Source organism: Pseudomonas sp. JL23 (assembly GCF_056933585.1).
Map to the genome: position 1 here is coordinate 5,783,897 of NZ_CM167795.1, position 24,815 is coordinate 5,808,711.

Sequence of the window (24,815 nt, forward strand, 5' to 3'; positions counted from 1 at the left end):
TTTGCGAAGATTGGTTTTATGCATGATGCCATTCCATCGAGCCTAAAAAGTTATATATAAATATAACATTCATTGATTTGTCCGCAAGTCACTCCCCTTTTCACCCCCTTGCCCAGATTCCCCCACCCGACTAGCCTCCCCGCCACCGCCCTTGCGAGCCGCCCCCATGTCCATCACCGATAACCTTCTGGCCTTCACCCTCGCCGCCACCCTGCTGACCCTGACGCCTGGACTCGACACGGCATTGGTCCTGCGTACGGCCGCCGTGGAAGGCAAGCAGCAGGCGGTGCGTGCGGTGCTGGGTATCAACCTCGGTTGTCTGATCTGGGGCGCGGCGGTAGCGTTTGGCCTGGGGGCGTTGGTGGCGGTGTCGGAGCTGGCGTTCAACGTTCTCAAGTACTGCGGCGCGGCGTACCTGTGCTGGCTGGGTGCGAACATGCTTTTGCGCCCCCGCAGCAGAATGGCCAGTACGAACGACGAGCGCGGCCAAGGCGGCAATTGGCTGCTCAAGGGCATGCTGGGCAATGTGCTCAACCCCAAGGTCGGGATCTTTTATGTGTCGTTCCTGCCGCAGTTCATTCCCGAGGGCCAGCCACTGATTGCCTGGACCTTCGGCCTGGTGGGCATCCATGTGCTGCTCAGCCTGATCTGGTCGGCGGTGCTGATTGGCGCCACCCGGCCACTGGCCGAGATTCTGCGCCGCGAGCAGGTAATTCGCTGGATGGATCGCACCACCGGGGTGATCTTTCTGCTGTTCGCCGCGCGCCTGGCCCTGAGCCGACGCTGATCAGGCAAATGGTAGCTGCACTCTGATTTCCAGCCCGCCGCTTTATCAACGACTTGCTGCAAGGCACCGGCCAGTGCTCGGTAACGACCTTTGGCCGCTTTGTTATCAACACCACGGTAGGGAATAAACCCCGAAGCCGGGACTGGAATGCGGTTGGGCGGGATGCATCACCTGCGGGAGCCGCATCCCGACTCAGAAAAAATCGCTGGGTTATCGACCCTGCGCCAACGCCACACAGCGCAATGCCAGAATGGTCGTAGGGTCCACCAGCGGCACCACATGCCCGTTAAGGTGAAACCCCGCGCTGTGTTGCAGCACCAGAGGCAGTTCGGTGCAGCCGAGGATCAGCACGTTGGCGCCCAGTTCACACAGGTGTTGGGCGGCCAGCAGCAGCTGTTCGCGGCACAGTCCTTCGGTGTACCCGGCCTTGATCCCACGCTCACCGTAGATCGCCTCCATCACCATGGCCTGATAATCCAGCCCCGGTGTGATGATCTGCAGCCCCGCATGTCGCGCAGCGTCGTGGTAGACCTGACTCTTCACCGTACCCGACGTCGCCAGCAGGCCGATGGTCTTGCCCGAGCCGTATTGCCCGGCAATCCATTCCACCGTCTCGCTGAGCATATTGACGATAGGCACGCGCAGGTGCGCCTGAATCCTTTCGACAAAGGCATGGGCGGTGTTGCACGGGATGGCAATGGCATTGGCCCCGGCACTTTCCAGACGCTTGCAGGTGGCGTAGAGGGCCATGGTCGGATCGGTTTCATCGCGCAGCAGGTTGGCGGTGCGGTCGGGAATCTGCGGGTTCTGCTCGACCACCATCTTGATGTGCTCCTGATCCTTGTCCGCCGGGGTATGGGCCACCACCTTGCCCATGAAATCCACCGTGGCCGCCGGCCCCACGCCGCCGACAATGCCGAGTTTGAACGGCGGGCGCGTCGGCTGGCCGTCCGCCTGGGTGGCGAAGTGGGCGTAGATCTCGTTGATATCCAGGACGCTGATGCCCCGCCGTTGCAGATCAGGGCAGATCAGGGACAGTTCGGTCATGCCGGGCACGATGATCGCCGCGCCCTGCTCCTGCAACGACAGACAGGCCTGATACACCGCTTCGAACGGCACCCCTTCCAGATGGCCGTCCTTGATCCCGTTGACGCCGTACATGGCTTCCATTAAAGCGGCCTGGGCAGCGGCGTCTGGGTAGACGATGCGATAGTCGCGCCCCAGATATCGCTCGAACAGACCCGAATGACGAACGTAATCCGAGGCAATCACACCCAGGGTCGTACCGCCCTCGACCACATGACCGATGTGCTGGCGCAAGGCGTCGAGCATGTCCAGCACCGGGATGCCGAGTTCTTCCTGAATTTCGGCGCGGAAGGTATGGCTGGCGAAGCACGGCAGCATCACTGCATCAACGCTGCTGTCCTCGAAGGATTTGCAGACCTGGAAGACATAGAACTTGCGCGAGGTCATGGCGGCGTTGCGGTCCAGAGGCAGCAACACGTCCTTGAACGGATGCTGCTCGAACAGAAAATGATAGCGGCCTTGATCTTCGAGCACCGCCCGGGACTTGACCAGTTTGTAGAACAGATCGCCACCGGCCAGGGAGCCCAACCCACCGATAATGCCCAGCTTGCGCACCAGGGCGGCTTCGTTTGTTTTTTGCATGACCTGCTCTCTTCTCGAACACGCACAATTTCTACATTGAAATAGTCTCTGTGGGACCGGCTTTAGCCGGGAAGACAGCATTCAACACGACGAATATGTGTCGCCGATGCCAGCCTCTTCCCGGCTAAAGCCGGTCCAACATAGGGTCATGCGCTACTCAGGCGATCGCGCCAACCGCCGGCACAACCTCTTCTTCCGGCTCTTCCTGCGGTTCGGACTTGGCCACCACTGCTGTGGCAATACTGTTGCCGACCACGTTGGTCGCGGTGCGGGCCATGTCGAGGAACTGGTCGATCCCCAGGATCAACAGCAGACCGGCATCGGGCAGGTTAAACATCGGCAGGGTCGCGGCAACCACCACAACCGAAGCCCGAGCTACACCAGCCATGCCTTTGCTGGTGACCATCAGCGTCAGAAGAATCAGCAGCTGTTGAGTGAAACTCAGATCAATGTTGTAGGCCTGAGCGATGAACAGAATGGCGAAGGCCTGATACATCATTGAGCCGTCGAGATTGAAGGAATAACCCAGCGGCAGGACGAAACTGGACACCCGCTTCGGCGCGCCAAATTTCTCAAGGGCTTCGATGGTTTTCGGGTAGGCCGACTCGCTGCTGGCCGTGGAAAACGCCAGCAGGATCGGTTCGCGGATCAGCTTGCCGAGGGTGAACACCGAACGGCCGAGGAAGAAATAACCGGCGCCGAACAACACGCCCCACAGCAGCACGATGCCCAGGTAGAACTCGCTGATCAGCTTGCCGTAATCCACCAGCAGACCCAAGCCCTGAGTAGTGATTGCCGAGGCGATGGCGGCGAACACACCGATCGGTGCCAGGGCCATGACGTAGTCGGTGATCTTGAACATCACCTTGGCCAGTTCTTCGATGGTGTCGGTGATGCGGGTGTAACCGGCGCGCTTGACGCCTGCCAGGGCAAAGCCGAAGAACAGTGAGAACACCACGATCTGCAGGATTTCATTGTTGGCCATGGCCTCGGCAATGCTGCGCGGGAACACATGACTGATGAAGACCTTGAGGCTGAAGTCGCCGGTATTGACCGCCACCGGCGTTGCCGCATGCTGTACCACTTCCATATTGAGCCCGGCACCGGGCTGAAACAGATTGACCAGGCCCATGCCGATCAGCAGTGAGATCACCGACGCCGTGACGAACCAGGTCATGGCGCGCAGGCCGATGCGCCCTACCGAGCGGGAATTGCCCATGCTGGCGATACCGCCAACCAAGGTGGCGAACACCAGCGGCGCGATGATCATCTTGATCATGCGCAGGAAGATATCGGTAACCATCGAGAAGTAAGCGGCGATGTCCTTGGCGCCTTGCGGGCTTGCGAAGTGATGGCATGCCCAACCCACCAGCACACCCAGGGCAATGCCGATGGCGATCTGACGGGGAAGCCGGTTTTTCGTGGAGCGGGTATTCGCAGAGCGACTGTTCATGGCGCGTTCCTCAAGTGATTTTTTTACTTTTTTACTTGGCAGGAGCTGGAGCGGAAGACGGGATCGATCGCCCGATGGCTCTTTGGCATCGGTGCTACCAGGGTGATTCTAAGGATGCGCCAGCGCTTTGATGATGAGTAATCACGATGGACTTATGCGCTTTCGGAATAGTTTGTGAAACAGCCCCTGTTTTCAGGCTGCAGCGCAGTAAACTCATCGTCAAACAGCATGAGGGCCGAGTATGCATATCAAGTGGCTGGATGATCTTCTGGCGATAGCCGAGTGGAAGAATTTCTCCCGCGCAGCCGAAGTGCGCTGTGTGACGCAGTCGGCTCTGTCGCGACGGATTCGCTCTCTTGAAGAGTGGGTAGGCGTCGAACTGGTGGACCGCAGCACTTACCCGGTGCAGCTGACAGCCGCAGGCAAGGTGTTCTGCGAAGAGAGCCAGGAGGCCCTGGGTGGCCTGCTCAGGTTGCGCTCGACCCTGCGCGAAGTGGAACGCATGCCGGGGCGCTCGATCCAGATCACCGCCGGGCACAGCCTGTCGATGACCTTCCTGCCCAAGTGGCTCTCGCAGTTCCAGCAGCATAACGAGCAGTTCAATGCCAGGGTCGTCGCGGCCAATATCCATGACGCGGTGATCGCCCTGGAGGAAGGCAACTGCGACCTGATGATTGTCTATCACCATCCACTGGCGCCGATCCTGCTCGACTCCGAACGCTTCGGCAGCCTTGCCCTGGGCCACGACGCTTTCATTCCACTATGCGCCCCTGACAAACGTGGCCAGCCGCTGTATCGCCTGCCCGGCAGCGCCAGCAAACCGGTGCCGCACCTGGCTTATACCGCAACGACTTTTCTCGGCCGGGTGGTGGATATCGTCATCCGCAACGGCCCCGGCGCCATTGCTCTGGAGCCCTGCTACGAAGCCGACATGACCATGCTATTGATGCGCATGGCCATTGAGGGTTACGGCGTGGCATGGCTGCCCCAAAGCGCGGTGATCGACGAGCTTGAGCGCGGCCAACTGGTGCGCGCAGGCGGCGAGCAATGGAGCACACGCCTGGAGATCCGCTCGTACTGCGCCATCGCCAATCAGAACCCGACCATGCGCAATCTTTGGAAAACCCTGGAGGGCGCGTCGCGTCGTTTGCCGTGATGGCATCTCTCAACGGAATGACCTCGCCTCCTGCCAACAACCTTTACACGCATCGTTGGAGCGAAGCTTGCCCGCGAAGGCCTCGACGCCGTATGCCTGACTGACCGCGCGGCTCAATGCGCGGGCAAGCCTCGCTCCAATGGATGTGCGTTTGCTGCAAGACGGCACGGCGCCTGGCATTGGCAACGCAGTCATGCAGAACGCCCACTGAAAAATGCCCCAACCTTGCAGAATGCATGAATCAAAATCAAAACCTATATTTAACTCGTTGAATTACATCAGTTTTTATCAATGCCTCCGATTGGCATAGCCAGTGCAACTTCCCTCGGGAAGATGTAACAAAACTATTCGAGCACGGAGCAACACAATAATGATTACATCCCCTGATACTTACCCTGCCGTTGCGCAAGAGTCGGTCAACCACTCAGGCGTGTCCTGGGGGGCGATCTTTGCCGGTGCCGCTGGCGCCGCTGCGCTTTCCTTAATCCTGGTCCTGCTCGGTTTCGGCTTTGGCTTCTCTGCGGTCTCGCCTTGGGCGGACAGCGGCGTCAGCGCCAAGACCCTGGGGATTTCTACCATTATCTGGCTGGCATTCACTCAGATCGTCTCGTCGGGCCTCGGCGGCTATCTCGCCGGCCGTCTGCGTGTCAAATGGGCCAATCTGCATGGCGATGAGGTGTATTTCCGCGACACCGCCCACGGTTTCCTCGCTTGGGCAGTATCGACGTTGATCGCTGCCGCACTGATTGTCGGCTCCGTCAGCAATGTTATTGGTGGCGGCGTTCAGGCCGGTGCCAGTGCTGCATCGGGCGCCGCCAGCGCTGTGACTCAAGTTGCAGGCAGTGCCGCCAGCAATAGCAATGGCCAGGACTATGGCTATTTCATCGACAGCCTGTTCCGTGACGACCGCCCTGCCGCCGTCAGTGACGACGCAGCCAAAGGCGTTGTGTTCCGCATTTTCGCCAAGAGCCTGAACAATGACGGCAAATTGAGCGCTGAGGACCGTACCTACCTGGCCCAGTTGATTGCCCAGCGCACCAACCTCAGCCAGGCAGATGCCGAGCGTCGTGTCGACCAAGTCTATGGCCAGACCGCCAAGGCCGTGGAAGACGCCAAGACTGCAGCCAAGAATGCCGCTGATACCGCCGCCAAAGCTGCTGCCTGGACTTCGCTGTGGACCTTCATCTCGCTGCTGATCGGTGCCTTCTTCGCCAGCTTCGCCGCCATCTACGGTGGTCGTCGTCGCGATGCGGACATCTACCTTGAAGCCCGCCCTTACACCACTACAACAACGGCTCGTTAAGCCAGGAGAAAAACCATGCGCTCATTACTTCTGCTGTTCCTCGGTGTGCCAATCCCGATCATCATCCTGATTGCGCTGTTCGTGCACTGATGCACTGACTCCGCTACGCCAAGCCGCTTCTGTTCGCAGAAGCGGCTTTTTATTGGGCGTCGCTTATCAATTCTGGATCGAGGGCACGAATGCGGCTTTCCGAGTGATAGGCACCGTCGTCGTTGTAGCGCAGATAGGCGCGCCCGCACTCCCGACAGGCCCATACGCCACACAGGTTGTAGGGATAGAAAGCCGGCGCTATGGGAGCTGCGACGGACCAGTAGGAGGTGCCGGCGGGATGATATTCATCCAGGGTGGCCTCCTCCCGGGGCAATGCCGCCAGGGTGCCGACCTGTTCGAGCTGCGCCTCGCGCAAGGTCACCGGCCAGCCTTCCCAACCGGCCAGGGGTTTGCTGATGCAGTTGCAGGCCTGGCTCACGGCAGCCGAGCGTCGGGCGATAGCGAGCAAGGCGGGAAGATCGAGGAGCGGTGGCATGGGGCAATTCCTTATCGGCAGACAGCACAGAATAATCTGAACTGTGGGAGCGTGGCTTGCCCGCGAACGCAATACGCCAAGCGCCAGAGATGTGTCGGGCAATCCGGCCCCTTCGCGGGCAAGCCTCGCTCCCACAGTTTGGTATTAGCCACGCACGCTGGTGCGGCACCTCGGGTTTTTCCGATTATTGCAGCCATACCCCACCCAAAAGTGTCTAGAGTCAAACGCTGGGAGGCTTGAGGCAGGAGGCGACAATGAAAGGATGTCTGGCGTTCATGGCGCTGTGGATGATGGTGTCCGCCGCGAGTGCCGAGGAAAATGTGATTGTCATCCCCAATGACAAGCTCGCCCAGTACGTACTGATTGATAGAAGCGGCAGCACCGAGGAACGGACCATCGTGGTCAAGCGCTCGAGCATGAGCGGGATTGTCTACTCCAGGCGGGTCTACAACTGCAAGGAAGACACCGTGCACTTTATGGGCTCGGGTCTGACGATGGAGGCGCTCAATGGTGATCAGATCAACTGGCGTGAACAACCGGTCGAGAGTGGCACGGTCTCCAGTGATATCGAGAACATTGCCTGCAAGTAAGGGGTTGCAGACAATGAAGCCAGGTCCTGAGACCTGGCGAGAGGGGTTCAGACTTTCTTGACGAACTCGGACTTCAGTTTCATCGCGCCGATACCGTCGATCTTGCAGTCGATGTCGTGATCGCCATCAACCAGACGGATGTTCTTGACCTTGGTGCCAACCTTGACCACCAGGGATGTACCCTTGACCTTGAGGTCCTTGATCACGGTGATGGTGTCGCCGTCTTCCAGGACGTTACCGGACGCATCCTTGATGACCTTGACCTCATCGTCGGCGTCAGCGGAGCCGTCGGCGGACCACTCATGGGCGCATTCCGGGCAGATCAGCATGGCGCCGTCTTCGTAGGTGTACTCGGAATTGCATTTCGGGCAGGCGGGTAGGCTCACACTGTTTCTCACATCGAAGGGGGCTAAAAACCGCAGATTATAAAGGGCTTTTCCCTAAATCGGGTAAAAGCCCCCATGATCTGTGTCAATTAGCCCGCCCTGATGGCTTAAACAGAGCGAGTCACTTCGTCGCTGGCGGCTTGTTTTCGTTCAGCACGTCGATGATTTCCTGGGTGCCCTTGTACTCTTCCATCAGCGCATCCCACTTTTTCTTAAGGCCGGCGCAACTCTTGTCGATGTTCAGTTCGACGCACTCGTGGCGGACCACGGTGTAAGTGTCGACATCATCGGGCAGCGCTTCTTCGCCCTCGCCGCCTTCGGGCTCGACCGCGTCCAGTTGCACCTGGCCCTGATCGATCCAGCCGCTGGAGGTCTTGCCGTCCTTGGCCGTGTAGGTAGCCTTGGTCCAGCCGTTTTCGGAAATCTGCGACACCTCAATCTTGTCACCCGGCACCACGAAGATTTTCTTGTTGGTGCAGGCGAAGTTCGGCGCGGTGTAGAAATAGGCGCGCTCCTTGCCGGAGATGCTGGCGGTCAAAGGTGGGTCGTAAGAGCCATCGACCACTGCCGAGAAGGTTTTATCAAGCGCCGCACAATCAGGCGCAGGCGCCGGCTGGCCGCTGACCTTTTCGACCTGCTGCAACAGCACCGGGGTGTTGTGGTAGCCGGAAACGGCACCGAACATCGTGCCTTTGAGCTCGACCTTCTGGCCCAGATACGGGCGCAGCGTGTCATAGCCCTTCTGATCCAGCACCAGTTGCACCAGACGCACGTCGGCATCGAGATCGACGTCCTCCTCGTCCGCGTTGCCGGTCATGCACAGCGGCTCGGCAAGCTTGAGGTAGTAACCAATCAGCGGCTCATCGCCCGTGGCGACATCTTCAAAGTTGGGCGGCCCGGCAAAGGCCTTGCGCACCAACTGGCCACTGAGGCTGGCCGGTTCAGGCTGATATTTCAGGCATTCGCCCGCCTGGGCAAAGGCAAAAGGCAGCAGGCACAGCGCGAGGCCGAGCACGACGCGAAGACGCGGGAGGCAATCCATGTTTGATCTATCCAGAGACACGCCGAAACAGCGCGGCCGCCAGAGTAGAACAATCACGGCAAGCCGTCAGCCAGGCCGTTGAGGGCAACAATGGGCTGACGGCTATTTATTGCCGAACTGAGCAATGGTCGGCAGTTCTGCATGCTGACGCGGAACTTGCCTACTTGGGCTTGAGCATCTGGCCGACAACGGGTTCGCCAATGGTCAGGAAATTACCGCCCGCGATATGGTGCAGGGTACGCAGCTCGGGCAGGTCGTCGAAGTGCCAATGGCCGTCGCGGAACACCCGCTCATCAGCCTGGGCGGCGATGACTTCACCAAGGAACAGATCGTAGCGTTCCTGATAGTGTGGCTCCGGCAGCAGCCGGCACTCCAGCCAGGCCACGCAGCCTTCCAGCAACGGCGCCTCGACCTGCTCACCGGCAAAGGTCTGCAGGCCGTAGGTGGTGAATTTGTCCTGACCCGGTGCGCCGGACAACTCCTGGCCCGAGGTCGAACCTACGGTCTGGACGAGATCGGCCTGTGTCACCACCGGTACGTTCAATACGAACGTGCCCGAGGCTTCGAGCAACTGGCGGGTCCAAACGGACTTGTCCAGGACCACGGCAACCTTGGGCGGGTCGAAATCCAGGGGCATGGACCAGGCCGCAGCCATGATATTGCGCTGGCCGCCGTGGGCCGCGCTGACCAGTACGGTCGGGCCGTGGTTGAGCAGGCGATAGGCTTTGGACAGCGGGACGGGACGACGATGGGAAAGGCTCATGGCGGGGCTGTTCCGGAGGAAAAACGTCAGCATAACGCTCAGCAAGCGGTGGTGTCCTGTGGGACCGGCTTTAGCCGGGAAGACGTATTCCCGGCTGAAGCCGGTCCCACAGGAAAATATCGATGCTGAATCTGCCATAGAAAAGCGAAGGCGTTTGCAAAATGGGAAACTAGACTGCCTGAACGACTTCCTTACCCGCCGGTACCTCAATGACCGCTGCCTTCGCGCCCTTCCAAGACCTCGCCAGCCTGTTGCTGCCCCACGCACTGGTCGCCAAGGGCGACGGCGCCCATGATCGTTCGCACCTGATGCGGGTCTGGCACAACGTCTGCGTGCTGCGTAATACCGAGGGCGGCGATCAGGAGCTGCTGGTGGCCGCGACGCTGCTGCATGACTGCGTGGCGGTGGAGAAGAACTCGCCGTTTCGCGCCGGAGCCTCACGCCTGGCGGCAGCCAAGGCCGGGGATATCCTTACCGAAATGGGCTGGGATGAGGAACGCATCGACGCCGTATCCCACGCCATCGAAGCCCATAGTTTTTCCGCCGCCATCACCCCGAATACTCTGGAGGCGCGCATTCTCCAGGACGCCGACCGCCTCGATGCCATCGGTATGATCGGCGTCGCCCGACTGTTCTATGTAGCGGGGCGGATGGGCAGCCAGTTGTACGACTGCGCCGACCCGCTGGCCTCACAGCGCGAATATGACGATCAACGCTTTGCCCTCGATCATTTCCAGACCAAAGTGCTGCACTTGGCCGAAGGTTTCCAGACTGCGACCGGCACGCGTCTGGCACAGGAGCGCCAGGCAAGCCTGCAAGGCTTCGTCGCAGCCTTCATTGATGAGATCGGTGCAAAATCCTGATCCAGGACAAGGACTTGCCGCTTGCACCGGGTTATCCATAAGGGTGCTTTGGCGGACAGAAAATCATTTATGGCGACCACTCATAAGAAATTGACGTCAAAACGCCATCACTTACCCTTTCCGTAACAAAATCATCACATTACAGCCCTATAACCGACTCTCCGGAACCCCGCAGATGCAGGTTTGACTCATCGTGAAAAAATTACTGCCTCGCTTCTTACGCCAGCGCTCGCAGATTACCGTGCTGCGCCGACTCAAGATCACTCAACGCCTGGTGCTGTGCTTCGGCGTCACCGCGCTGCTGCTGGTGGCCATGGGCGCCTTCTGCCTGTACCAGATGCAAGGTATCCGCAATCAAGGCGCAGCAGTGGAGAGTGGCGCCCTGCCCAGTATTGCCATGGCGGATGCCATCGCCATTGATCTGGTCAAACTGCGCGCTGAGTCGGCCCGACTGATCGCCAACGCCGATGACCCGGGCGCAGCGGTCAATAGCAAGATCAACGTTGAACAACTGAAAAACGAAGTCGAAAAATATTTCAGCGACTACATTGCCAGGGTCGCCGCAGGTACTGAACACGACTCAATCATCGCCCTGCAGGACGCCTACAAAGCCTTTATTCCCGCGCTCTACGAGCAGATGACGTTGATCGAGCAACGCAAGCTCGATGACGCCCGCATGCTGGCCAACACCACCCTGTCGCTGCAAGGCGACCTGATGGACATGCAGGTGCAACTGCTGCGCGAGTTGAACAAGCAAAGCGCTGCAACTGCGGTGGATGCCGCGAGCGCCAGCTATCAACAGACCCGTCTGATCGCGTTCAGCGCCATCGGCATCGCCCTGCTATTGACGCTGCTGCTGGCCTGGCGCCTGAGTGTGAGCATCATTCGTCCGGTGCGTCAGGCGTTGCATATTGCCAGTACCATTGCCGATGGCGACCTCAGCCCGCAGGCAATTCCCGAAGGCAATGACGAAACCGCGCAACTGCTGACCATGCTCGGGCGCATGCGCAGCAATCTGCACGGCACGATCGACGAGATTTATGCGGCCGCGACTCAACTGTCGCAGTCAGTGCAGGAAATGAGCAGCATCGCCGAATCCAGCGCCAACAACCTGATGCTGCAAAACACCGAGATCGAACAGGCCGCCGTAGCGGTCAATCAGATGAGCCAGGCGGCGGTCAACGTCGCCGACAACGCCACCAACACCGTGAACGAATCCGAGGCCTCCAACAAGGCCGCCGAGCAGGGCAAGCTGCGCCTGACCGACACCATCAGTTCGATCAAGGAATTGACCGGCAACGTCCTCGACTCCTCGCATCAGGCCGAGGGCCTGGCCGAGCGCACCTTGAGCATCAGCAAGATCCTCGATGTGATTCACGCCATCGCCAATCAGACCAACCTGCTGGCCCTCAACGCTGCCATCGAAGCTGCCCGTGCCGGTGAAGCCGGACGCGGTTTTGCCGTGGTCGCCGATGAAGTGCGCTCTCTGGCCCAGCGCACCACGGCTTCAACCGCTGAGATCGAGACCCTGATCAATGGCGTACAGAAGAGCACCCAGGAAACCGCTGACTCGCTGCGCATGACCGCCACCCAGGCCAATCTGACCCTGGAACAGGCTGCGGCAGCCGGTGAGACCCTGGCAGTGATCATCAACTCCACCTCGACCATCAACGACCGCAACGTGTTGATCGCCAGCGCCGCCGAACAACAGGCCCAAGTCGCCAACGAAGTCGACCGCAACCTGAGCAGCATTCGCGACCTTTCAGCACAGACGGCTTCAGGGGCACAGCAGACCACTGTGGCCAGTGATGCCCTGTCGATGCTGGCCACTCATTTGAATTCGATGGTGCAACGCTTCGTGCTGTGACCGCAATGCTCAAAAAAATATCGGCCAAAGCCATTACTTTGCCATCAAGCTTGTTCCATTATTGGTCACCGCCCCGAACAGGTCGGGGTGAGCATGGCTGACAAGGATATGAGCATGTTGAAAACCGCACTATGGACCAGCACCACCCTCGCTGCCCTGACGTTGAGCGCCGTCGTACAGGCTGATGTCAGTGTCAATCTGGGCAGTCCTGAACGTGTCACCCGACTGTTTGCCTACCCCAACAACTGCAACGTGATCTGCTTCAAGAAGTGGACACTGGAACAGACTGTCGAGAACTACCTCAACCAGAGCGTACGCCGCGATGGCTATAGCACCGCCACGGTCAGGGTCAGAAGTGACGGCAAGACCCTGCAGGCCGATATCAAGGGTGTGCCAGCCACTTACGGCACTCCTCTTACCCAGTTGCTCGATACCGGTGAACTGGCCTACAACGGCGCTACCAAACTCAATGACGCCAAGGGATGGGCGTTCAGCTGGTACCTGTACCTGCCACTGGGCATGGCGCTGGAGAACCGCAAAAGCGTCGAGCTGCTGCACTTCCCGCCGGACTACTCACTGACCGAGTATCAGGATTATCTGAACTCGAAAACCACCGACCGCTGGGCCGAGCTGCTGGTCGACAACGGTATCCCGACCGCACAGACACCGGCCTATCAAGCGATCATCGATATCGCACCGATTGCCGCACCGTCTGATGCCGGTAGCACGCTGGAAGGCGTCTACAGCTACTTCACCGACTACCAGACCACCATGGTCAAGCAGTTCACCCTGCCGGCAAGTGGCGTATCGCTGCCAATGGTGGCTTTCGGCTCGCCGGTGCGTAACTGGATCAAGTCGCAATATGGTCAGACCGTGGCGGTACTGGGCCTGGCAACCATCACCCCGACGCCCGGAAAGAACGTTTCGGTGCTGGGTTCCAATCACCCGAGTTACATCTGGTATGCGGCCGATCCGGCGCAATACGGTGGCGACGTGGCCAAGGCCGATGCGGCGGGCTTGAAGGTCATGGGACAGGATTTGACTGCCGCTTGCTGGCAGGCAGGCATGGGCCAGACCCCAGGCAGCAATCCGGGCACCATGTTGAGTGCCTGCGTGCAGAACTGGCAAGTGACCAACAAGGTCAAGACCTGCCAACTGTTCTACACCTCGGTACGAGGCCTGACACCTGATCAGGCCGCAGCGAAGTGCGCCACAGCACCTGTAGCCCAATCGCTCAAAGAGCTGAAGAAACCGGCGCCGGTATTGAAGGTGCATTCGACGCTGTAACCGCTTTGCCGGGCATTGCGCTGTGTCTCTGGCACGGCGCTGTCTCCCTGGCAAAGGGTGATCTGTGGGAGCGAGGCTTGCCCCGTGAATTGAACGACGCGGTAAGTCAGGTACACCGCATCGTGTCCTTCGCGGGCAAGCCTCGCTCCCACGCAACCGTGTCACTCGCCCAGCGGGCGCAACCGATATTGCGGCGGCAACTGGTCGAAGCCACTGATGGTCGCGTTCAGGCTTTTCCAGCGGCCGTCCTTGATGCCGTAGATGCAGCCATGCACCGACAGTTTCTGACCACGATGCCAGGCGTTCTGTACGATGCTGGTATGGCCGACGTTGGCCACCTGCTGAATCACGTTCAGTTCGCACAGGCGATCAACCTGCTCTTCTTCAGTCGGCAACTTGGCCAGACTCTCACGGTTCTCGTAATACAGATCACGAATCGAACGCAGCCAGCCATCGATCAGGCCGAGCTGACGATTCTGCATGGACGCGCGTACGCCGCCGCAGCCGTAGTGGCCGGTGACCAGAATGTGTTTGACCTTGAGTACATCCACCGCGTACTGGATCACGGACAGGCAGTTGAGGTCGGTGTGCAGCACGACATTGGCCACGTTACGGTGTACGAAAAGATCACCCGGCAGCATGCCGACGATCTCGTTGGCCGGCACGCGGGCGTCCGAACAGCCGATCCACAGATATTCCGGGGTTTGCTGGCGGGCCAGCTTGGCGAAGAACTCCGGGTCCTCCTGCTTGATCGCATCGGCCCAACGTTCGTTGTTGTCGATCAGGTCTTGTAGTTCGTTCATGCTTTGCTGCCTCGAAGATGGTGCTCAGCTTTGACTCGCGTCCGACGGTTCGGGTCACGGCCCGTTCGACAATCAGAAGGAATCTTCCTGCATAGCCCCGGTCCACCTTAAACATAGCCAATCGGAGGACTCGCCATGACCGAATCACGCCGCCCCTACGGCGCCACTCAACCCGAACCCATTGACGACAACGAAGATCGCATGGGCTCCATGGAAGAGTTGCACTTCGATGAAGAGGAACCCAGCGCCCGCATTGGTGACCCTATGCCCGAGGATGAGCTGGAACAGGAAATACCGGATCGTCGCGTGCGCGAAGCGGGCATGACCGGGGCTTCGACGGCTGACCATCATCCCACCGACGATGAACTGGACCCGGAGGTACTGATCCGCGAGGACGGCGCCCGTTCTGCCCGAGAGGAAGGCCGGGGCACGCCGATGGATACCCAGCTCAGTGACGTCGATGAGGATGATATTGGCGGCGGCAATGGCCTGGATGAGGAAGAGCTGGCTCATCGCAAGCCGTTGGATGGCAAGCCTTGGTCGGAATAACAGAAATGTGAAAAGACTTGTGGGAGCGAATTCATTCGCGAAGAGGCCGGTACATCCAATGAACTCCCATCGGCTGGAATACCCTCTTCGCGGATGAATCCGCTCCCACAATTTCGGTACCTGCATTTAATCGAGCAGGGTACAGACCATCACAATCGCATCTTCACGCCCACCCACTGCCGGGTAGTAGTCGCGACGGCGGCCGACTTCGTTGAAGCCGTAGCGCTCATACAGACGGTACGCCGCGCGATTGCTGTCGCGCAGCTCGAGGAAACACTCACGGGCATCCAGTGCATAGGCGCGTTTCATCAGGTGATCGAGCAGACTCAGGCCCAGGCCGCGGCCCTGATTCTCCGGCTTGACGGTGATATTGAGCAGGTGTGCCTCATCCAGAATGATCTGCACCACGCCATGGCCCACTTGTTGTGCGCCTTCGAACATCAGCCAGATTTCGTAAGACTTGAGCCCGTCGAGGAAAATCCCCCGGGTCCAGGGATGGCTGAAGGCCGCATATTCGATCTTCAGCACCGCATCCAGGTCCGCTTCGGTCATGGGACGGAAGCTGATTGCATCACTCATTCACAGTCTTCCAACGCGTCATCAGCCGACGCATGGCTTGCCAGACATCCGCCTTGCGTTGAGGCTCGTCCATCAGTAATTCCAGACCCGGCAACGCCCAGGCCGAACCCAGGCCATCGACCTGAAGTTCTCGATTGAAGGCCTCGGCATCCGCCTCACCGGCAAAACGCACCGACGGCAGGCCGATCAGCCATAGGCAGTTGCAAGGCTCTTCCTCCAGACGGGCCATGACAAAGCCCTGGACGAAGTCCCTGGCCGCTTCCGGCCCCTGGTCGAGCTGGCCACGCAGCAACAGTGGCCAGCGTACCGGCTCGCCGATGATCTGCGGGCTGTCCGGCAGACCGGCGGCGCGCAGCATGTCCTTGAGCAACAGGTAGGACGGATCGCGGCTTTGAAAGGCTTCGCCGGTCGCCAGTTCCACCAGCAACAGGCACGGCCCGGAACGCAGCAGTTGCAGGGCAAAGCGCGGCGGCGGCACCACGGGCGCCTTGAGCGCTACGGGCTCGGCCTCTTCGACCACCGCCTGATTACGCGTACTGGCCAGTGACGGCCGTGGCACTTCGACCTTCGGCCGCTCCGGGGCCCGCGCGACCACGGCGGGCGCTGCCGGCGCCGCTGATGCGGGCGCCTCGACAATCACCTCTGCGACCGGGGCCGGCAGAGGCGCAAGCAGTTCCGGCCGCGACGGTGCGGCGAAAGGCAATTCGGTGCGCGGCAGCCAATTGACCACCTGCATGGCGGTCATATAAGCGCGGCGGCGGGACTCGTTCAGCAAAGGTCGGCCACCTGTGGATAAGTTAAGGCGGCGATTCTACCGCCCTTCGCCGATTGGAGGTGAATTGTCTGGGAGCTGATGCAGTACAATCGCTGCTTTTATTTGCCAACAGTCGGCCTTCCCATGATCGAACCCAAGCGCGTCTTGCGCGCCCTTGCCGAACACTGGGCGCTCCTTGAGCCCCTGTGCGAGCACTTCGACCAGGGCACCCTGAGCCTGAGCGAACTGCGCCTGCAACTGGCGGCGCAGCAACTGGACAGCACACCACAGGACATTACCAACCTGCTGGACGTGTGGATTCGCCTGGATATCCTGGTGCCCGTCGCAAAAAGCCCGAACCGTTTCGAGCTTAACGCGCAGATTCACGACTTCCTGTCCTACCTGCGCCGCGAACACCGGCTGGGTCTGTGCCTGGAAATCGAAGCCTATCTGCGCCATCTGGAGCGCCTGGCCGAATATATCCAGGACGCCTTTGATATCCGCGACGCCGATGACCTGGCCCGGCAACTGCGCCTGCTCGACATGCGCGTGCGCGACGTGCTGAAAAAGCTCGCCAACGACGAACAGGCCCTGGTCGCTGTGGCCGATCGGGCCAAGACCAGCAACCGGCAGATTCCTTTGCGTCAGCGTTATGCCGAGGTCCTGGCGACCTGGGATGAATACGTCGAGCCGATGATCCAGCTGGTCAATGCCGACGGTGCGTTTGAGCAAGGTGTGCGCAAGGTCGAGAACGTCCTGCTGCGCCTGCTGACCGAACAGCAGCGTCTGGGTCATCTGGTCGATGACGATATGCTGCTGCGCACCCACGCGCGCATCCTCGAGATGCAGACCAGCGCCCAGTTGACCCTGCGTCACGCCCGTGAGCTGCTGTTGCCGTTGCGCGAAGAAGCCCGCCGCCATAACGCCGTGACCCGTGGCGCGGCCCTGGCCCTGTCGGCCATCCGCCGCAAGGGTCTGGATGCCGTGCCCCAGGCGGCGATGCCGATGTTTACCCGGCCGCAAAGCACCTTCCTCGGCAGTGCCAACCAGGTCGAGGCCTATGTCTATGCCCTGGCCCGCTTCGAGCCGAAACCGGCGCGTTTCCCCAAGGCCGGCACTGCCGCACGCAAGGGCGAACCGCCACGGGCCCCGCGCACGGTCAAGGAAATGCTCGAACGCTGCGAAGACGCCCTGCCGCTGCCGGACCTGATGGTCTGGCTGCTGGAGCAGGAGCCCACCGGCGCCACCGACGAACTGCTCTACTGGTTCTCGCGACTGTCCCGGGACAAGCGCTTCTCGCGTGATCGCCTGGAACGCCGTGACTATTTCACACAGGAGCATCAGGTCAGCCTGCGCTCCTTCGCCCTTGCCTCCTCGGTTAAAGACCCAGCGTCTGCCGAGAACTCCGAGAGCACTGTCAATGCATCTTGATCTGTCCGAAATGTCCCAGCTCGCCCCGATCTTTCGCGAGCTGTTCAAGGGTTACCACATCAGCCGCCGCGATCCGGAGCTGTATGCGCAACTGTCCAACTCCCAGGATCAGTACCGCACCCTGTTCAAGGCCCTGGGCTTTGAACTGGTCTGCGATACCCGTGGCTTCTATTACTTCGTGCCGGACCTGGCCGCCGCTCAGGTGAACAAGACGGCCCAGCGTCTGGCGCTGTTCACGTTCATTCTGGTCGAGCACCTGGCCGATCAAGGCCGTGACCCTGTCGCCGTGCTTGACGGCGGCAGCCTGGGTCGCGAAGAACTGCCGTCGTTGCTGGAAAAATACCGCGACCTGTTCATTCAGGCCGAAGTGCAGACCCAGGAAGAGCTCGAAGAAAAGATCATGCGCCGCATGACCCAGCTCGGTTTTGCCAACGAAGAGGTCGGTATCTACCGCTTCCTGCCGCCGATGCACCGCTTCCTCGACGTCTGCCTGTCGGTGCAGCAGGACCGCGACCTGGCGGCCAGCCTGCACAGCGACCTGCCCCTGCCGACGCCGATCCTCATCGACGAAGACAGCGACGAAAAACTGCTGCAGACCGACGACCCGCTGGACCTGGAGGAATTCCAGGACCGCGAGGACAGCGAAGAGCAGGCGCTGGCCCGGGCCATTGCCGAAGAACAACAGGAGCTTGATGCATGAGCCAGGAACGTTATGGCATCCGCCGTTTTGCCCTGCTGAACACCGCCGGATACAGCCTTGGGCTGTTTCCCCTGGAACATCCGCTGTCGGTCTATGGCGCGAACAACCTGGGCAAGAGTGCCTCGATCAACGCGTTGCAGTTCCCGATCCTGGCGCGCATGTCGGACATGAGCTTCGGCAAGTACAGCCTGGAACAGTCGCGGCGCTTCTACTTTGCCACCGACACCAGCTATATCCTCTGCGAAGTGTCCCTGCCCCACGGCCCCCACGTAATCGGTGTGGTCGGCCGCGGGCCGGGTGGCGGCTTCGGTCACCAGTTCTTCGCCTATGCCGGCGAGCTGGACCTGGCCCACTACCAGAAGAATGACACCTGCCTGCGCCAGAAAGAGCTGTTCAGCAATCTGGAAAGCAAGGGCCTGAAAGCTTACGAGCTCAAGCCCGATGAGCTGCGGCGCCTGCTGGTCGGCGGTCATACCTCGATTCCTCTGGATTTGACTCTGATCCCGCTGCGCTCCACCAGTGAACAGAGCCTGAAGACTTTCCGCGCACTGTTCATCAACCTGCTGCACATGCGCGAAATCACGGCGGCCAAGCTCAAGCAACTGTTCCTTGATGCCTTCGAGCACAGCCTGCGTTCGGGTAGCGTCGACTACATTGCGGCGTGCGAAGAAGCCTTTCGCGACGTACGACGCATGGAGCAGGACTACAACTCCATGGTCCTCGCCGGGCCACTTGTCGAAGCCCTGGCCGCCGGGGTCAAGCAACGTGATCTGATGCGCGGCAAGCTGCATCGCCTGTCGCCGCTGCTCGATTCCCTGCTGGGGACCTGGCAGGACTACTCCTCAGCGCGCAAAGAAGAGCTGGTCATCCAGGCCGAACACTATCGCGGCGAACAGGACGGCCTGCAGAACGAACAGCGCGGCGGTACTCAAGAGCTGATGCGCCTGGAACGGGAAATCAGTGGCGTTCAGCGCTGGATCGGCGAACTGGCCGTGCTGAAGAACCGCTTTGCCCTGGTCGAGGATGCCAAGGTACTGGAGCAACAACTGCTTGCGGCCAAAGACGCTCACGACGAACTGGCCGGCGCCCTGGCGCAATCCCGTCAGTTCAGCGCTGAAGACCTCGACGAACGCGTGCGGGATCTGGAAAAGCGCCTGAAGTCGGTGAAGCAGCAACTCGATCACGCTGACAACAACAGCTATGCCCGCCTGCGTGAAGAGTTCTCGCAACCGGATGTCGAGCGCCTGATGCGCCTGTTCAACAGCGCGCTGTTCAGTCTGCCTCTGGGTGACCAGGGCATTGAGCTGGATGACGGCGATGCCTGGGTCAAATCACTGGAAACTATCCTCGATGGCTTCAAGGGCGAGCACTTCCAGGTACCGGGCCTGTCGATCAATCTGTCGCATATCGAGCCACCTGCCCTACAGGCTCTGGCGGACCGTGCTGCATTGCGTGATCAGAAAGAGCGTCTGGACAAGGAGCTCAAGCAGCTCAAGACCCAGCAAGCCGTCGCGGCTGACCGCACGGCGAGCAAGTCCCAGACCGAAGCCCTGTACCAGCAGGTGCTCGACGCGCAGAAAGCCCTGGAAGACTTCCGCCGCTGCCAGACCTTGGCGGTGGAAGAGTCCGACAAGCTTGAACAACTGGCACAGATGGAAGCCGCCCAGGACGAACTCAAGCGTTCCAGCGATGCCTTCACCGAGCGTGTCCAACAACTGTCGGCCAAGCTGCAACTGATCGCCCGGCAGATCGGCGACCTGGAATCCAAGCAGCGCACGCTGGATGACGCCCTGCGTCGTCGCCAGTTGCTGCCGGCGGACCTGCCATTCGGTACGCCCTTCATGGACCCGGTGGACGACTCGCTGGAGAATCTGCTGCCACTGCTCAACGACTATCAGGACAGTTGGCAGGCTCTGCAACGTTGTGATGGCCAGATCGAAGCGCTGTATGCGCAGATTCGTCTCAAAGGCGTGGCCAAGTTCGACAGCGAAGACGATATGGAGCGTCGCCTGCAACTGCTGATCAACGCCTATGCTCACCGCACCGACGAAGCCCTGACGTTGGGCAAGGCGCGCCGTGCAGCTGTCACCGACATTGCGCGGACCCTGCGCAATATCCGCAGTGACTATGAAAGCCTTGAGCACCAACTGGCGCTGTTCAACCGCGAGATCAACCGTCGGCAGGTCTCCAACCTGGCCAGTTTCCGCATCGTTCTGGCACCAAACAAGGAAGCGCTCAAGCACATCGACCAGATCATCCACAGCGCCGGGCAGTACGAAGAAGGCGAGACCCTGTCGGTGTTCGACCTGACACAGAGTGCCGAACAGGACAGCAAGAACGAGGAAGCCAAGGAGTATCTGGCACGCCTGGTAGCCGCCAACCATAACCAGTTGGGCCTCAAGGAGCTGTTCGAGCTGGCGTTTGAGATCACCAAGGTCAACGGCACGCCGGTTATCCACACCGACATCGACGGTGCGGCATCCAACGGTACGACCATGACCATCAAGGCGCTGACCAACATGTACTTGTTGCTGCACTTGATGGATCGCGATCAGGCCGGCCGTATCCGCCTGCCCTACTACCTGGACGAAGCCGCTGACATCGACGAACGCAACCAGGCCGCGCTACTGGAAACCAGCCTGCAACTGGGCTTCGTGCCGATCCTGGCCAGCGTCAAGCCGCAGGTCTCGGCTCACGTGGCCATCGACCTGGAAGGCGGCAGCGGGCCTGCCGGCATCTATATCGATGAGGCGGACTGGAAGTACATTCGTCGTCGTGAAGAAGTGCAGCAAGAGGTTGTCGAAGAGGTTTGATTCGACGCAGTAACGAAGAAGGCCGCATGCAGATGCGGCCTTTTTTGTGGGCGCTATCTTGGTGGGAGCGGCTTTAGCGGGAAAGGCTTTGTTTGTAGTTGTGAGAATGGGGAGGCTGACTGGCCTCTTCCCTGGCAACGGTGTTTTCCCGCGCAAAAACAAAACCCCATTTGCTTTCGCAAATGGGGTTTCGGAATTTAATCTTGACGATGACCTACTCTCACATGGGGAAACCCCACACTACCATCGGCGATGCATCGTTTCACTGCTGAGTTCGGGATGGGATCAGGTGGTTCCAACGCTCTATGGTCGTCAAGAAATTCGGGTACTGACTCGTGACCAGATGGCCTCGCTTCAGCAAATCGGGTATGTGATATCGGTGTTTTGTGAGTCGCAAACTTTCGGTTTGTGCGTCTTCATACACCGCAACTCGCTTCTTAAGCAAATTGCTTGGGTGTTATATGGTCAAGCCTCACGGGCAATTAGTATTGGTTAGCTCAACGCCTCACAGCGCTTACACACCCAACCTATCAACGTCGTAGTCTTCGACGGCCCTTCAGGGAACTCAAGGTTCCAGTGAGATCTCATCTTGAGGCAAGTTTCCCGCTTAGATGCTTTCAGCGGTTATCTTTTCCGAACATAGCTACCCGGCAATGCCACTGGCGTGACAACCGGAACACCAGAGGTTCGTCCACTCCGGTCCTCTCGTACTAGGAGCAGCCCCTCTCAAATCTCAAACGTCCACGGCAGATAGGGACCGAACTGTCTCACGACGTTCTAAACCCAGCTCGCGTACCACTTTAAATGGCGAACAGCCATACCCTTGGGACCGGCTTCAGCCCCAGGATGTGATGAGCCGACATCGAGGTGCCAAACACCGCCGTCGATATGAACTCTTGGGCGGTATCAGCCTGTTATCCCCGGAGTACCTTTTATCCGTTGAGCGATGGCCCTTCCATACAGAACCACCGGATCACTAAGACCTACTTTCGTACCTGCTCGACGTGTCTGTCTCGCAGTCAAGCGCGCTTTTGCCTTTATACTCTACGACCGATTTCCGACCGGTCTGAGCGCACCTTCGTACTCCTCCGTTACTCTTTAGGAGGAGACCGCCCCAGTCAAACTACCCACCATACACTGTCCTCGATCCGGATAACGGACCTGAGTTAGAACCTCAAAGTTGCCAGGGTGGTATTTCAAGGTTGGCTCCACGCGAACTGGCGTCCACGCTTCAAAGCCTCCCACCTATCCTACACAAGCAAATTCAAAGTCCAGTGCAAAGCTATAGTAAAGGTTCACGGGGTCTTTCCGTCTAGCCGCGGATACACTGCATCTTCACAGCGATTTCAATTTCACTGAGTCTCGGGTGGAGACAGCGCCGCCATCGTTACGCCATTCGTGCAGGTCGGAACTTACCCGACAAGGAATTTCGCTACCTTAGGACCGTTATAGTTACGGCCGCCGTTTACCGGGGCTTCGATCAAGAGCTTCGCGTTAGCTAACCCCATCAATTAACCTTCCGGCACCGGGCAGGCGTCACACCCTATACGTCCACTTTCGTGTTTGCAGAGTGCTGTGTTTTTAATAAACAGTCGCAGCGGCCTGGTATCTTCGACCGGCATGAGCTTACGGAGCAAGTCCTTCACCCTCACCGGCGCACCTTCTCCCGAAGTTACGGTGCCATTTTGCCTAGTTCCTTCACCCGAGTTCTCTCAAGCGCCTTGGTATTCTCTACCCAACCACCTGTGTCGGTTTGGGGTACGGTTCCTGGTTACCTGAAGCTTAGAAGCTTTTCTTGGAAGCATGGCATCAACCACTTCGTCATCTAAAAGATGACTCGTCATCAGCTCTCGGCCTTAGAATCCCGGATTTACCTAAGATTCCAGCCTACCACCTTAAACTTGGACAACCAACGCCAAGCTGGCCTAGCCTTCTCCGTCCCTCCATCGCAATAACCAGAAGTACAGGAATATTAACCTGTTTTCCATCGACTACGCTTTTCAGCCTCGCCTTAGGGACCGACTAACCCTGCGTCGATTAACGTTGCGCAGGAAACCTTGGTCTTTCGGCGTGGGTGTTTTTCACACCCATTGTCGTTACTCATGTCAGCATTCGCACTTCTGATACCTCCAGCAAGCTTCTCAACTCACCTTCACAGGCTTACAGAACGCTCCTCTACCGCATCATCAAAAGATGATACCCGTAGCTTCGGTGCATGGTTTGAGCCCCGTTACATCTTCCGCGCAGGCCGACTCGACTAGTGAGCTATTACGCTTTCTTTAAAGGGTGGCTGCTTCTAAGCCAACCTCCTAGCTGTCTAAGCCTTCCCACATCGTTTCCCACTTAACCATGACTTTGGGACCTTAGCTGACGGTCTGGGTTGTTTCCCTTTTCACGACGGACGTTAGCACCCGCCGTGTGTCTCCCATGCTCGGCACTTGTAGGTATTCGGAGTTTGCATCGGTTTGGTAAGTCGGGATGACCCCCTAGCCGAAACAGTGCTCTACCCCCTACAGTGATACATGAGGCGCTACCTAAATAGCTTTCGAGGAGAACCAGCTATCTCCGAGCTTGATTAGCCTTTCACTCCGATCCACAGGTCATCCGCTAACTTTTCAACGGTAGTCGGTTCGGTCCTCCAGTTAGTGTTACCCAACCTTCAACCTGCCCATGGATAGATCGCCCGGTTTCGGGTCTATTCCCAGCGACTAAACGCGCTATTAACACTCGCTTTCGCTACGCCTCCCCTATTCGGTTAAGCTCGCCACTGAAAATAAGTCGCTGACCCATTATACAAAAGGTACGCAGTCACCCAACAAAGTGGGCTCCCACTGCTTGTACGCATACGGTTTCAGGATCTATTTCACTCCCCTCTCCGGGGTTCTTTTCGCCTTTCCCTCACGGTACTAGTTCACTATCGGTCAGTCAGTAGTATTTAGCCTTGGAGGATGGTCCCCCCATATTCAGACAAAGTTTCTCGTGCTCCGTCCTACTCGATTTCATGACTAAGAGATTTTCGCGTACAGGGCTATCACCCACTATGGCCGCACTTTCCAGAGCGTTCCGCTAATCTCAAAGCCACTTAAGGGCTGGTCCCCGTTCGCTCGCCACTACTAAGGGAATCTCGGTTGATTTCTTTTCCTCAGGGTACTTAGATGTTTCAGTTCCCCTGGTTCGCTCCATACACCTATGTATTCAGTGTAAGGTAACCATCTTATGATGGCTGGGTTCCCCCATTCAGACATCTCCGGATCAAAGTCTGTTTGCCGACTCCCCGAAGCTTTTCGCAGGCTACCACGTCTTTCATCGCCTCTGACTGCCAAGGCATCCACCGTATGCGCTTCTTCACTTGACCATATAACCCCAAGCAATCTGGTTATACTATGAAGACGACATTCGCCGAAAATTTGCTTCTCTTTCGAGAACTCACAAATTTTACCTTAGCCTGAACAACACCAGTGAAAGTGTTCTCCAGTCTATCTTTCTATCACATAC

General features: G+C 58.9%; 20 protein-coding genes and 2 rRNA genes. 11 read left to right on the forward strand and 11 right to left on the reverse strand.

The genetic code is table 11. The annotated features are described in order from the left end of the window. Positions 1 to 166 precede the first annotated feature (166 nt). On the forward strand, positions 167 to 787 hold the full coding sequence (locus AC1Z24_RS26695; RefSeq protein ID WP_483743387.1) for a LysE family translocator: 621 nt from the start codon (positions 167 to 169) through the stop codon (positions 785 to 787). Between the two features lie 210 nt (positions 788 to 997). Here the strand turns inward: AC1Z24_RS26695 and cuyB are convergent, their stop codons facing one another. Together cuyB and AC1Z24_RS26705 are read right to left on the reverse strand one after the other, a co-directional pair. Continuing rightward, the gene (cuyB, locus tag AC1Z24_RS26700) at positions 998 to 2,455 is read right to left on the reverse strand and encodes a cysteate racemase (protein WP_483743388.1); all 1,458 of its coding nucleotides are present in this window, start codon (positions 2,453 to 2,455) and stop codon (positions 998 to 1,000) included. A gap of 157 nt (positions 2,456 to 2,612) precedes the next feature. Further along, complete coding sequence (locus tag AC1Z24_RS26705; RefSeq protein ID WP_483743389.1) at positions 2,613 to 3,908, reverse strand: dicarboxylate/amino acid:cation symporter; 1,296 nt, start codon at positions 3,906 to 3,908, stop codon at positions 2,613 to 2,615. A 241-nt stretch (positions 3,909 to 4,149) separates the two neighbouring features. Here AC1Z24_RS26705 and AC1Z24_RS26710 point away from each other — a divergent pair, with 241 nt between their 5' ends. Both AC1Z24_RS26710 and AC1Z24_RS26715 read left to right on the forward strand, forming a co-directional pair. After that, positions 4,150 to 5,064 carry a LysR substrate-binding domain-containing protein gene (locus tag AC1Z24_RS26710; protein ID WP_483743390.1) on the forward strand — a complete coding sequence of 305 codons (915 nt, stop codon included), beginning with the start codon at positions 4,150 to 4,152 and terminating at the stop codon, positions 5,062 to 5,064. A 370-nt stretch (positions 5,065 to 5,434) separates the two neighbouring features. Next, complete coding sequence (locus AC1Z24_RS26715; RefSeq protein WP_483743391.1) at positions 5,435 to 6,367, forward strand: hypothetical protein; 933 nt, start codon at positions 5,435 to 5,437, stop codon at positions 6,365 to 6,367. Positions 6,368 to 6,506: 139 nt separating this feature from the next. Here AC1Z24_RS26715 and AC1Z24_RS26720 read toward each other — a convergent pair whose 3' ends face one another. Continuing rightward, on the reverse strand, positions 6,507 to 6,893 hold the full coding sequence (locus AC1Z24_RS26720; protein ID WP_483743392.1) for a hypothetical protein: 387 nt from the start codon (positions 6,891 to 6,893) through the stop codon (positions 6,507 to 6,509). Between the two features lie 254 nt (positions 6,894 to 7,147). On the opposite strand from AC1Z24_RS26720, the gene AC1Z24_RS26725 reads away from it, so the two are divergent. Next, positions 7,148 to 7,483 (forward strand): hypothetical protein, encoded by a 336-nt coding sequence (locus AC1Z24_RS26725; protein ID WP_483743393.1) that lies wholly within the window; start codon positions 7,148 to 7,150, stop codon positions 7,481 to 7,483. Between the two features lie 47 nt (positions 7,484 to 7,530). On the opposite strand, the gene AC1Z24_RS26730 is transcribed toward AC1Z24_RS26725, so the two are convergent. The 3 genes from AC1Z24_RS26730 to AC1Z24_RS26740 form a co-directional block, all read right to left on the reverse strand. Further along, on the reverse strand, positions 7,531 to 7,869 hold the full coding sequence (locus tag AC1Z24_RS26730) for a zinc ribbon domain-containing protein YjdM (RefSeq protein ID WP_483743394.1): 339 nt from the start codon (positions 7,867 to 7,869) through the stop codon (positions 7,531 to 7,533). 121 nt (positions 7,870 to 7,990) lie between these two features. Further along, complete coding sequence (locus tag AC1Z24_RS26735; RefSeq protein ID WP_483743395.1) at positions 7,991 to 8,911, reverse strand: DUF4431 domain-containing protein; 921 nt, start codon at positions 8,909 to 8,911, stop codon at positions 7,991 to 7,993. A 160-nt stretch (positions 8,912 to 9,071) separates the two neighbouring features. Next, the gene (locus AC1Z24_RS26740) at positions 9,072 to 9,674 is read right to left on the reverse strand and encodes a flavin reductase family protein (RefSeq protein WP_483743396.1); all 603 of its coding nucleotides are present in this window, start codon (positions 9,672 to 9,674) and stop codon (positions 9,072 to 9,074) included. 209 nt (positions 9,675 to 9,883) lie between these two features. On the opposite strand from AC1Z24_RS26740, the gene AC1Z24_RS26745 reads away from it, so the two are divergent. The 3 genes from AC1Z24_RS26745 to AC1Z24_RS26755 all read left to right on the forward strand — a co-directional run bounded on the left by AC1Z24_RS26745 (position 9,884) and on the right by AC1Z24_RS26755 (position 13,691). Next, the gene (locus AC1Z24_RS26745) at positions 9,884 to 10,537 is read left to right on the forward strand and encodes an HD domain-containing protein (protein WP_483743397.1); all 654 of its coding nucleotides are present in this window, start codon (positions 9,884 to 9,886) and stop codon (positions 10,535 to 10,537) included. A 193-nt stretch (positions 10,538 to 10,730) separates the two neighbouring features. Beyond that, positions 10,731 to 12,404 (forward strand): methyl-accepting chemotaxis protein, encoded by a 1,674-nt coding sequence (locus tag AC1Z24_RS26750; RefSeq protein WP_483743398.1) that lies wholly within the window; start codon positions 10,731 to 10,733, stop codon positions 12,402 to 12,404. A 114-nt stretch (positions 12,405 to 12,518) separates the two neighbouring features. Beyond that, the gene (locus tag AC1Z24_RS26755; protein ID WP_483743399.1) at positions 12,519 to 13,691 is read left to right on the forward strand and encodes a hypothetical protein; all 1,173 of its coding nucleotides are present in this window, start codon (positions 12,519 to 12,521) and stop codon (positions 13,689 to 13,691) included. 161 nt (positions 13,692 to 13,852) lie between these two features. Here AC1Z24_RS26755 and can read toward each other — a convergent pair whose 3' ends face one another. Beyond that, a complete protein-coding gene (gene can, locus AC1Z24_RS26760) occupies positions 13,853 to 14,494 on the reverse strand; it encodes a carbonate dehydratase (RefSeq protein ID WP_259106857.1) in 642 nt (213 codons plus the stop codon). A 135-nt stretch (positions 14,495 to 14,629) separates the two neighbouring features. Between can and AC1Z24_RS26765 the strand changes: the two genes are divergently transcribed. Next, a complete protein-coding gene (locus tag AC1Z24_RS26765; protein WP_483743400.1) occupies positions 14,630 to 15,043 on the forward strand; it encodes a serine kinase/phosphatase in 414 nt (137 codons plus the stop codon). 126 nt (positions 15,044 to 15,169) lie between these two features. Here the strand turns inward: AC1Z24_RS26765 and rimI are convergent, their stop codons facing one another. Both rimI and AC1Z24_RS26775 read right to left on the reverse strand, forming a co-directional pair. After that, a complete protein-coding gene (gene rimI, locus AC1Z24_RS26770; protein WP_259106854.1) occupies positions 15,170 to 15,622 on the reverse strand; it encodes a ribosomal protein S18-alanine N-acetyltransferase in 453 nt (150 codons plus the stop codon). After that, complete coding sequence (locus tag AC1Z24_RS26775) at positions 15,615 to 16,397, reverse strand: energy transducer TonB (RefSeq protein WP_483743401.1); 783 nt, start codon at positions 16,395 to 16,397, stop codon at positions 15,615 to 15,617. Before AC1Z24_RS26775 ends, rimI begins: the two co-directional genes overlap by 8 nt. A gap of 123 nt (positions 16,398 to 16,520) precedes the next feature. Between AC1Z24_RS26775 and mksB the strand changes: the two genes are divergently transcribed. Genes mksB through mksF form a run of 3 tightly spaced genes read left to right on the forward strand, consistent with a single transcriptional unit; the run spans position 16,521 to position 21,320 of the window. Continuing rightward, on the forward strand, positions 16,521 to 17,807 hold the full coding sequence (mksB, locus tag AC1Z24_RS26780; protein WP_483743402.1) for an Mks condensin complex protein MksB: 1,287 nt from the start codon (positions 16,521 to 16,523) through the stop codon (positions 17,805 to 17,807). Next, positions 17,797 to 18,507 carry an Mks condensin complex protein MksE gene (mksE, locus tag AC1Z24_RS26785; protein WP_259106838.1) on the forward strand — a complete coding sequence of 237 codons (711 nt, stop codon included), beginning with the start codon at positions 17,797 to 17,799 and terminating at the stop codon, positions 18,505 to 18,507. Before mksB ends, mksE begins: the two co-directional genes overlap by 11 nt. Continuing rightward, positions 18,504 to 21,320, forward strand: coding sequence for an Mks condensin complex protein MksF (gene mksF / locus AC1Z24_RS26790; RefSeq protein ID WP_483743403.1), 2,817 nt, complete (start codon positions 18,504 to 18,506; stop codon positions 21,318 to 21,320). Before mksE ends, mksF begins: the two co-directional genes overlap by 4 nt. 201 nt (positions 21,321 to 21,521) lie before the next feature. Here mksF and rrf read toward each other — a convergent pair. Continuing rightward, positions 21,522 to 21,637, reverse strand: a 5S ribosomal RNA gene (rrf, locus tag AC1Z24_RS26795). 144 nt (positions 21,638 to 21,781) lie between these two features. Continuing rightward, positions 21,782 to 24,675 (reverse strand): 23S ribosomal RNA (locus AC1Z24_RS26800). Positions 24,676 to 24,815: the final 140 nt, after the last annotated feature.

Excerpts from the sequence above, each read along its gene's own strand:
- AC1Z24_RS26695 (WP_483743387.1), top strand. The coding sequence starts at position 167 with ATGTCCATCACCGATAACCTTCTGGCCTTCACCCTCGCCGCCACCCTG.
- cuyB (WP_483743388.1), bottom strand. The coding sequence starts at position 2,455 with ATGCAAAAAACAAACGAAGCCGCCCTGGTGCGCAAGCTGGGCATTATC.
- AC1Z24_RS26705 (WP_483743389.1), bottom strand. The coding sequence starts at position 3,908 with ATGAACAGTCGCTCTGCGAATACCCGCTCCACGAAAAACCGGCTTCCC.
- AC1Z24_RS26710 (WP_483743390.1), top strand. The coding sequence starts at position 4,150 with ATGCATATCAAGTGGCTGGATGATCTTCTGGCGATAGCCGAGTGGAAG.
- AC1Z24_RS26715 (WP_483743391.1), top strand. The coding sequence starts at position 5,435 with ATGATTACATCCCCTGATACTTACCCTGCCGTTGCGCAAGAGTCGGTC.
- AC1Z24_RS26720 (WP_483743392.1), bottom strand. The coding sequence starts at position 6,893 with ATGCCACCGCTCCTCGATCTTCCCGCCTTGCTCGCTATCGCCCGACGC.
- AC1Z24_RS26725 (WP_483743393.1), top strand. The coding sequence starts at position 7,148 with ATGAAAGGATGTCTGGCGTTCATGGCGCTGTGGATGATGGTGTCCGCC.
- AC1Z24_RS26735 (WP_483743395.1), bottom strand. The coding sequence starts at position 8,911 with ATGGATTGCCTCCCGCGTCTTCGCGTCGTGCTCGGCCTCGCGCTGTGC.
- AC1Z24_RS26740 (WP_483743396.1), bottom strand. The coding sequence starts at position 9,674 with ATGAGCCTTTCCCATCGTCGTCCCGTCCCGCTGTCCAAAGCCTATCGC.
- AC1Z24_RS26745 (WP_483743397.1), top strand. The coding sequence starts at position 9,884 with ATGACCGCTGCCTTCGCGCCCTTCCAAGACCTCGCCAGCCTGTTGCTG.
- AC1Z24_RS26755 (WP_483743399.1), top strand. The coding sequence starts at position 12,519 with ATGTTGAAAACCGCACTATGGACCAGCACCACCCTCGCTGCCCTGACG.
- can (WP_259106857.1), bottom strand. The coding sequence starts at position 14,494 with ATGAACGAACTACAAGACCTGATCGACAACAACGAACGTTGGGCCGAT.
- AC1Z24_RS26765 (WP_483743400.1), top strand. The coding sequence starts at position 14,630 with ATGACCGAATCACGCCGCCCCTACGGCGCCACTCAACCCGAACCCATT.
- rimI (WP_259106854.1), bottom strand. The coding sequence starts at position 15,622 with ATGAGTGATGCAATCAGCTTCCGTCCCATGACCGAAGCGGACCTGGAT.
- mksB (WP_483743402.1), top strand. The coding sequence starts at position 16,521 with ATGATCGAACCCAAGCGCGTCTTGCGCGCCCTTGCCGAACACTGGGCG.
- mksE (WP_259106838.1), top strand. The coding sequence starts at position 17,797 with ATGCATCTTGATCTGTCCGAAATGTCCCAGCTCGCCCCGATCTTTCGC.
- mksF (WP_483743403.1), top strand. The coding sequence starts at position 18,504 with ATGAGCCAGGAACGTTATGGCATCCGCCGTTTTGCCCTGCTGAACACC.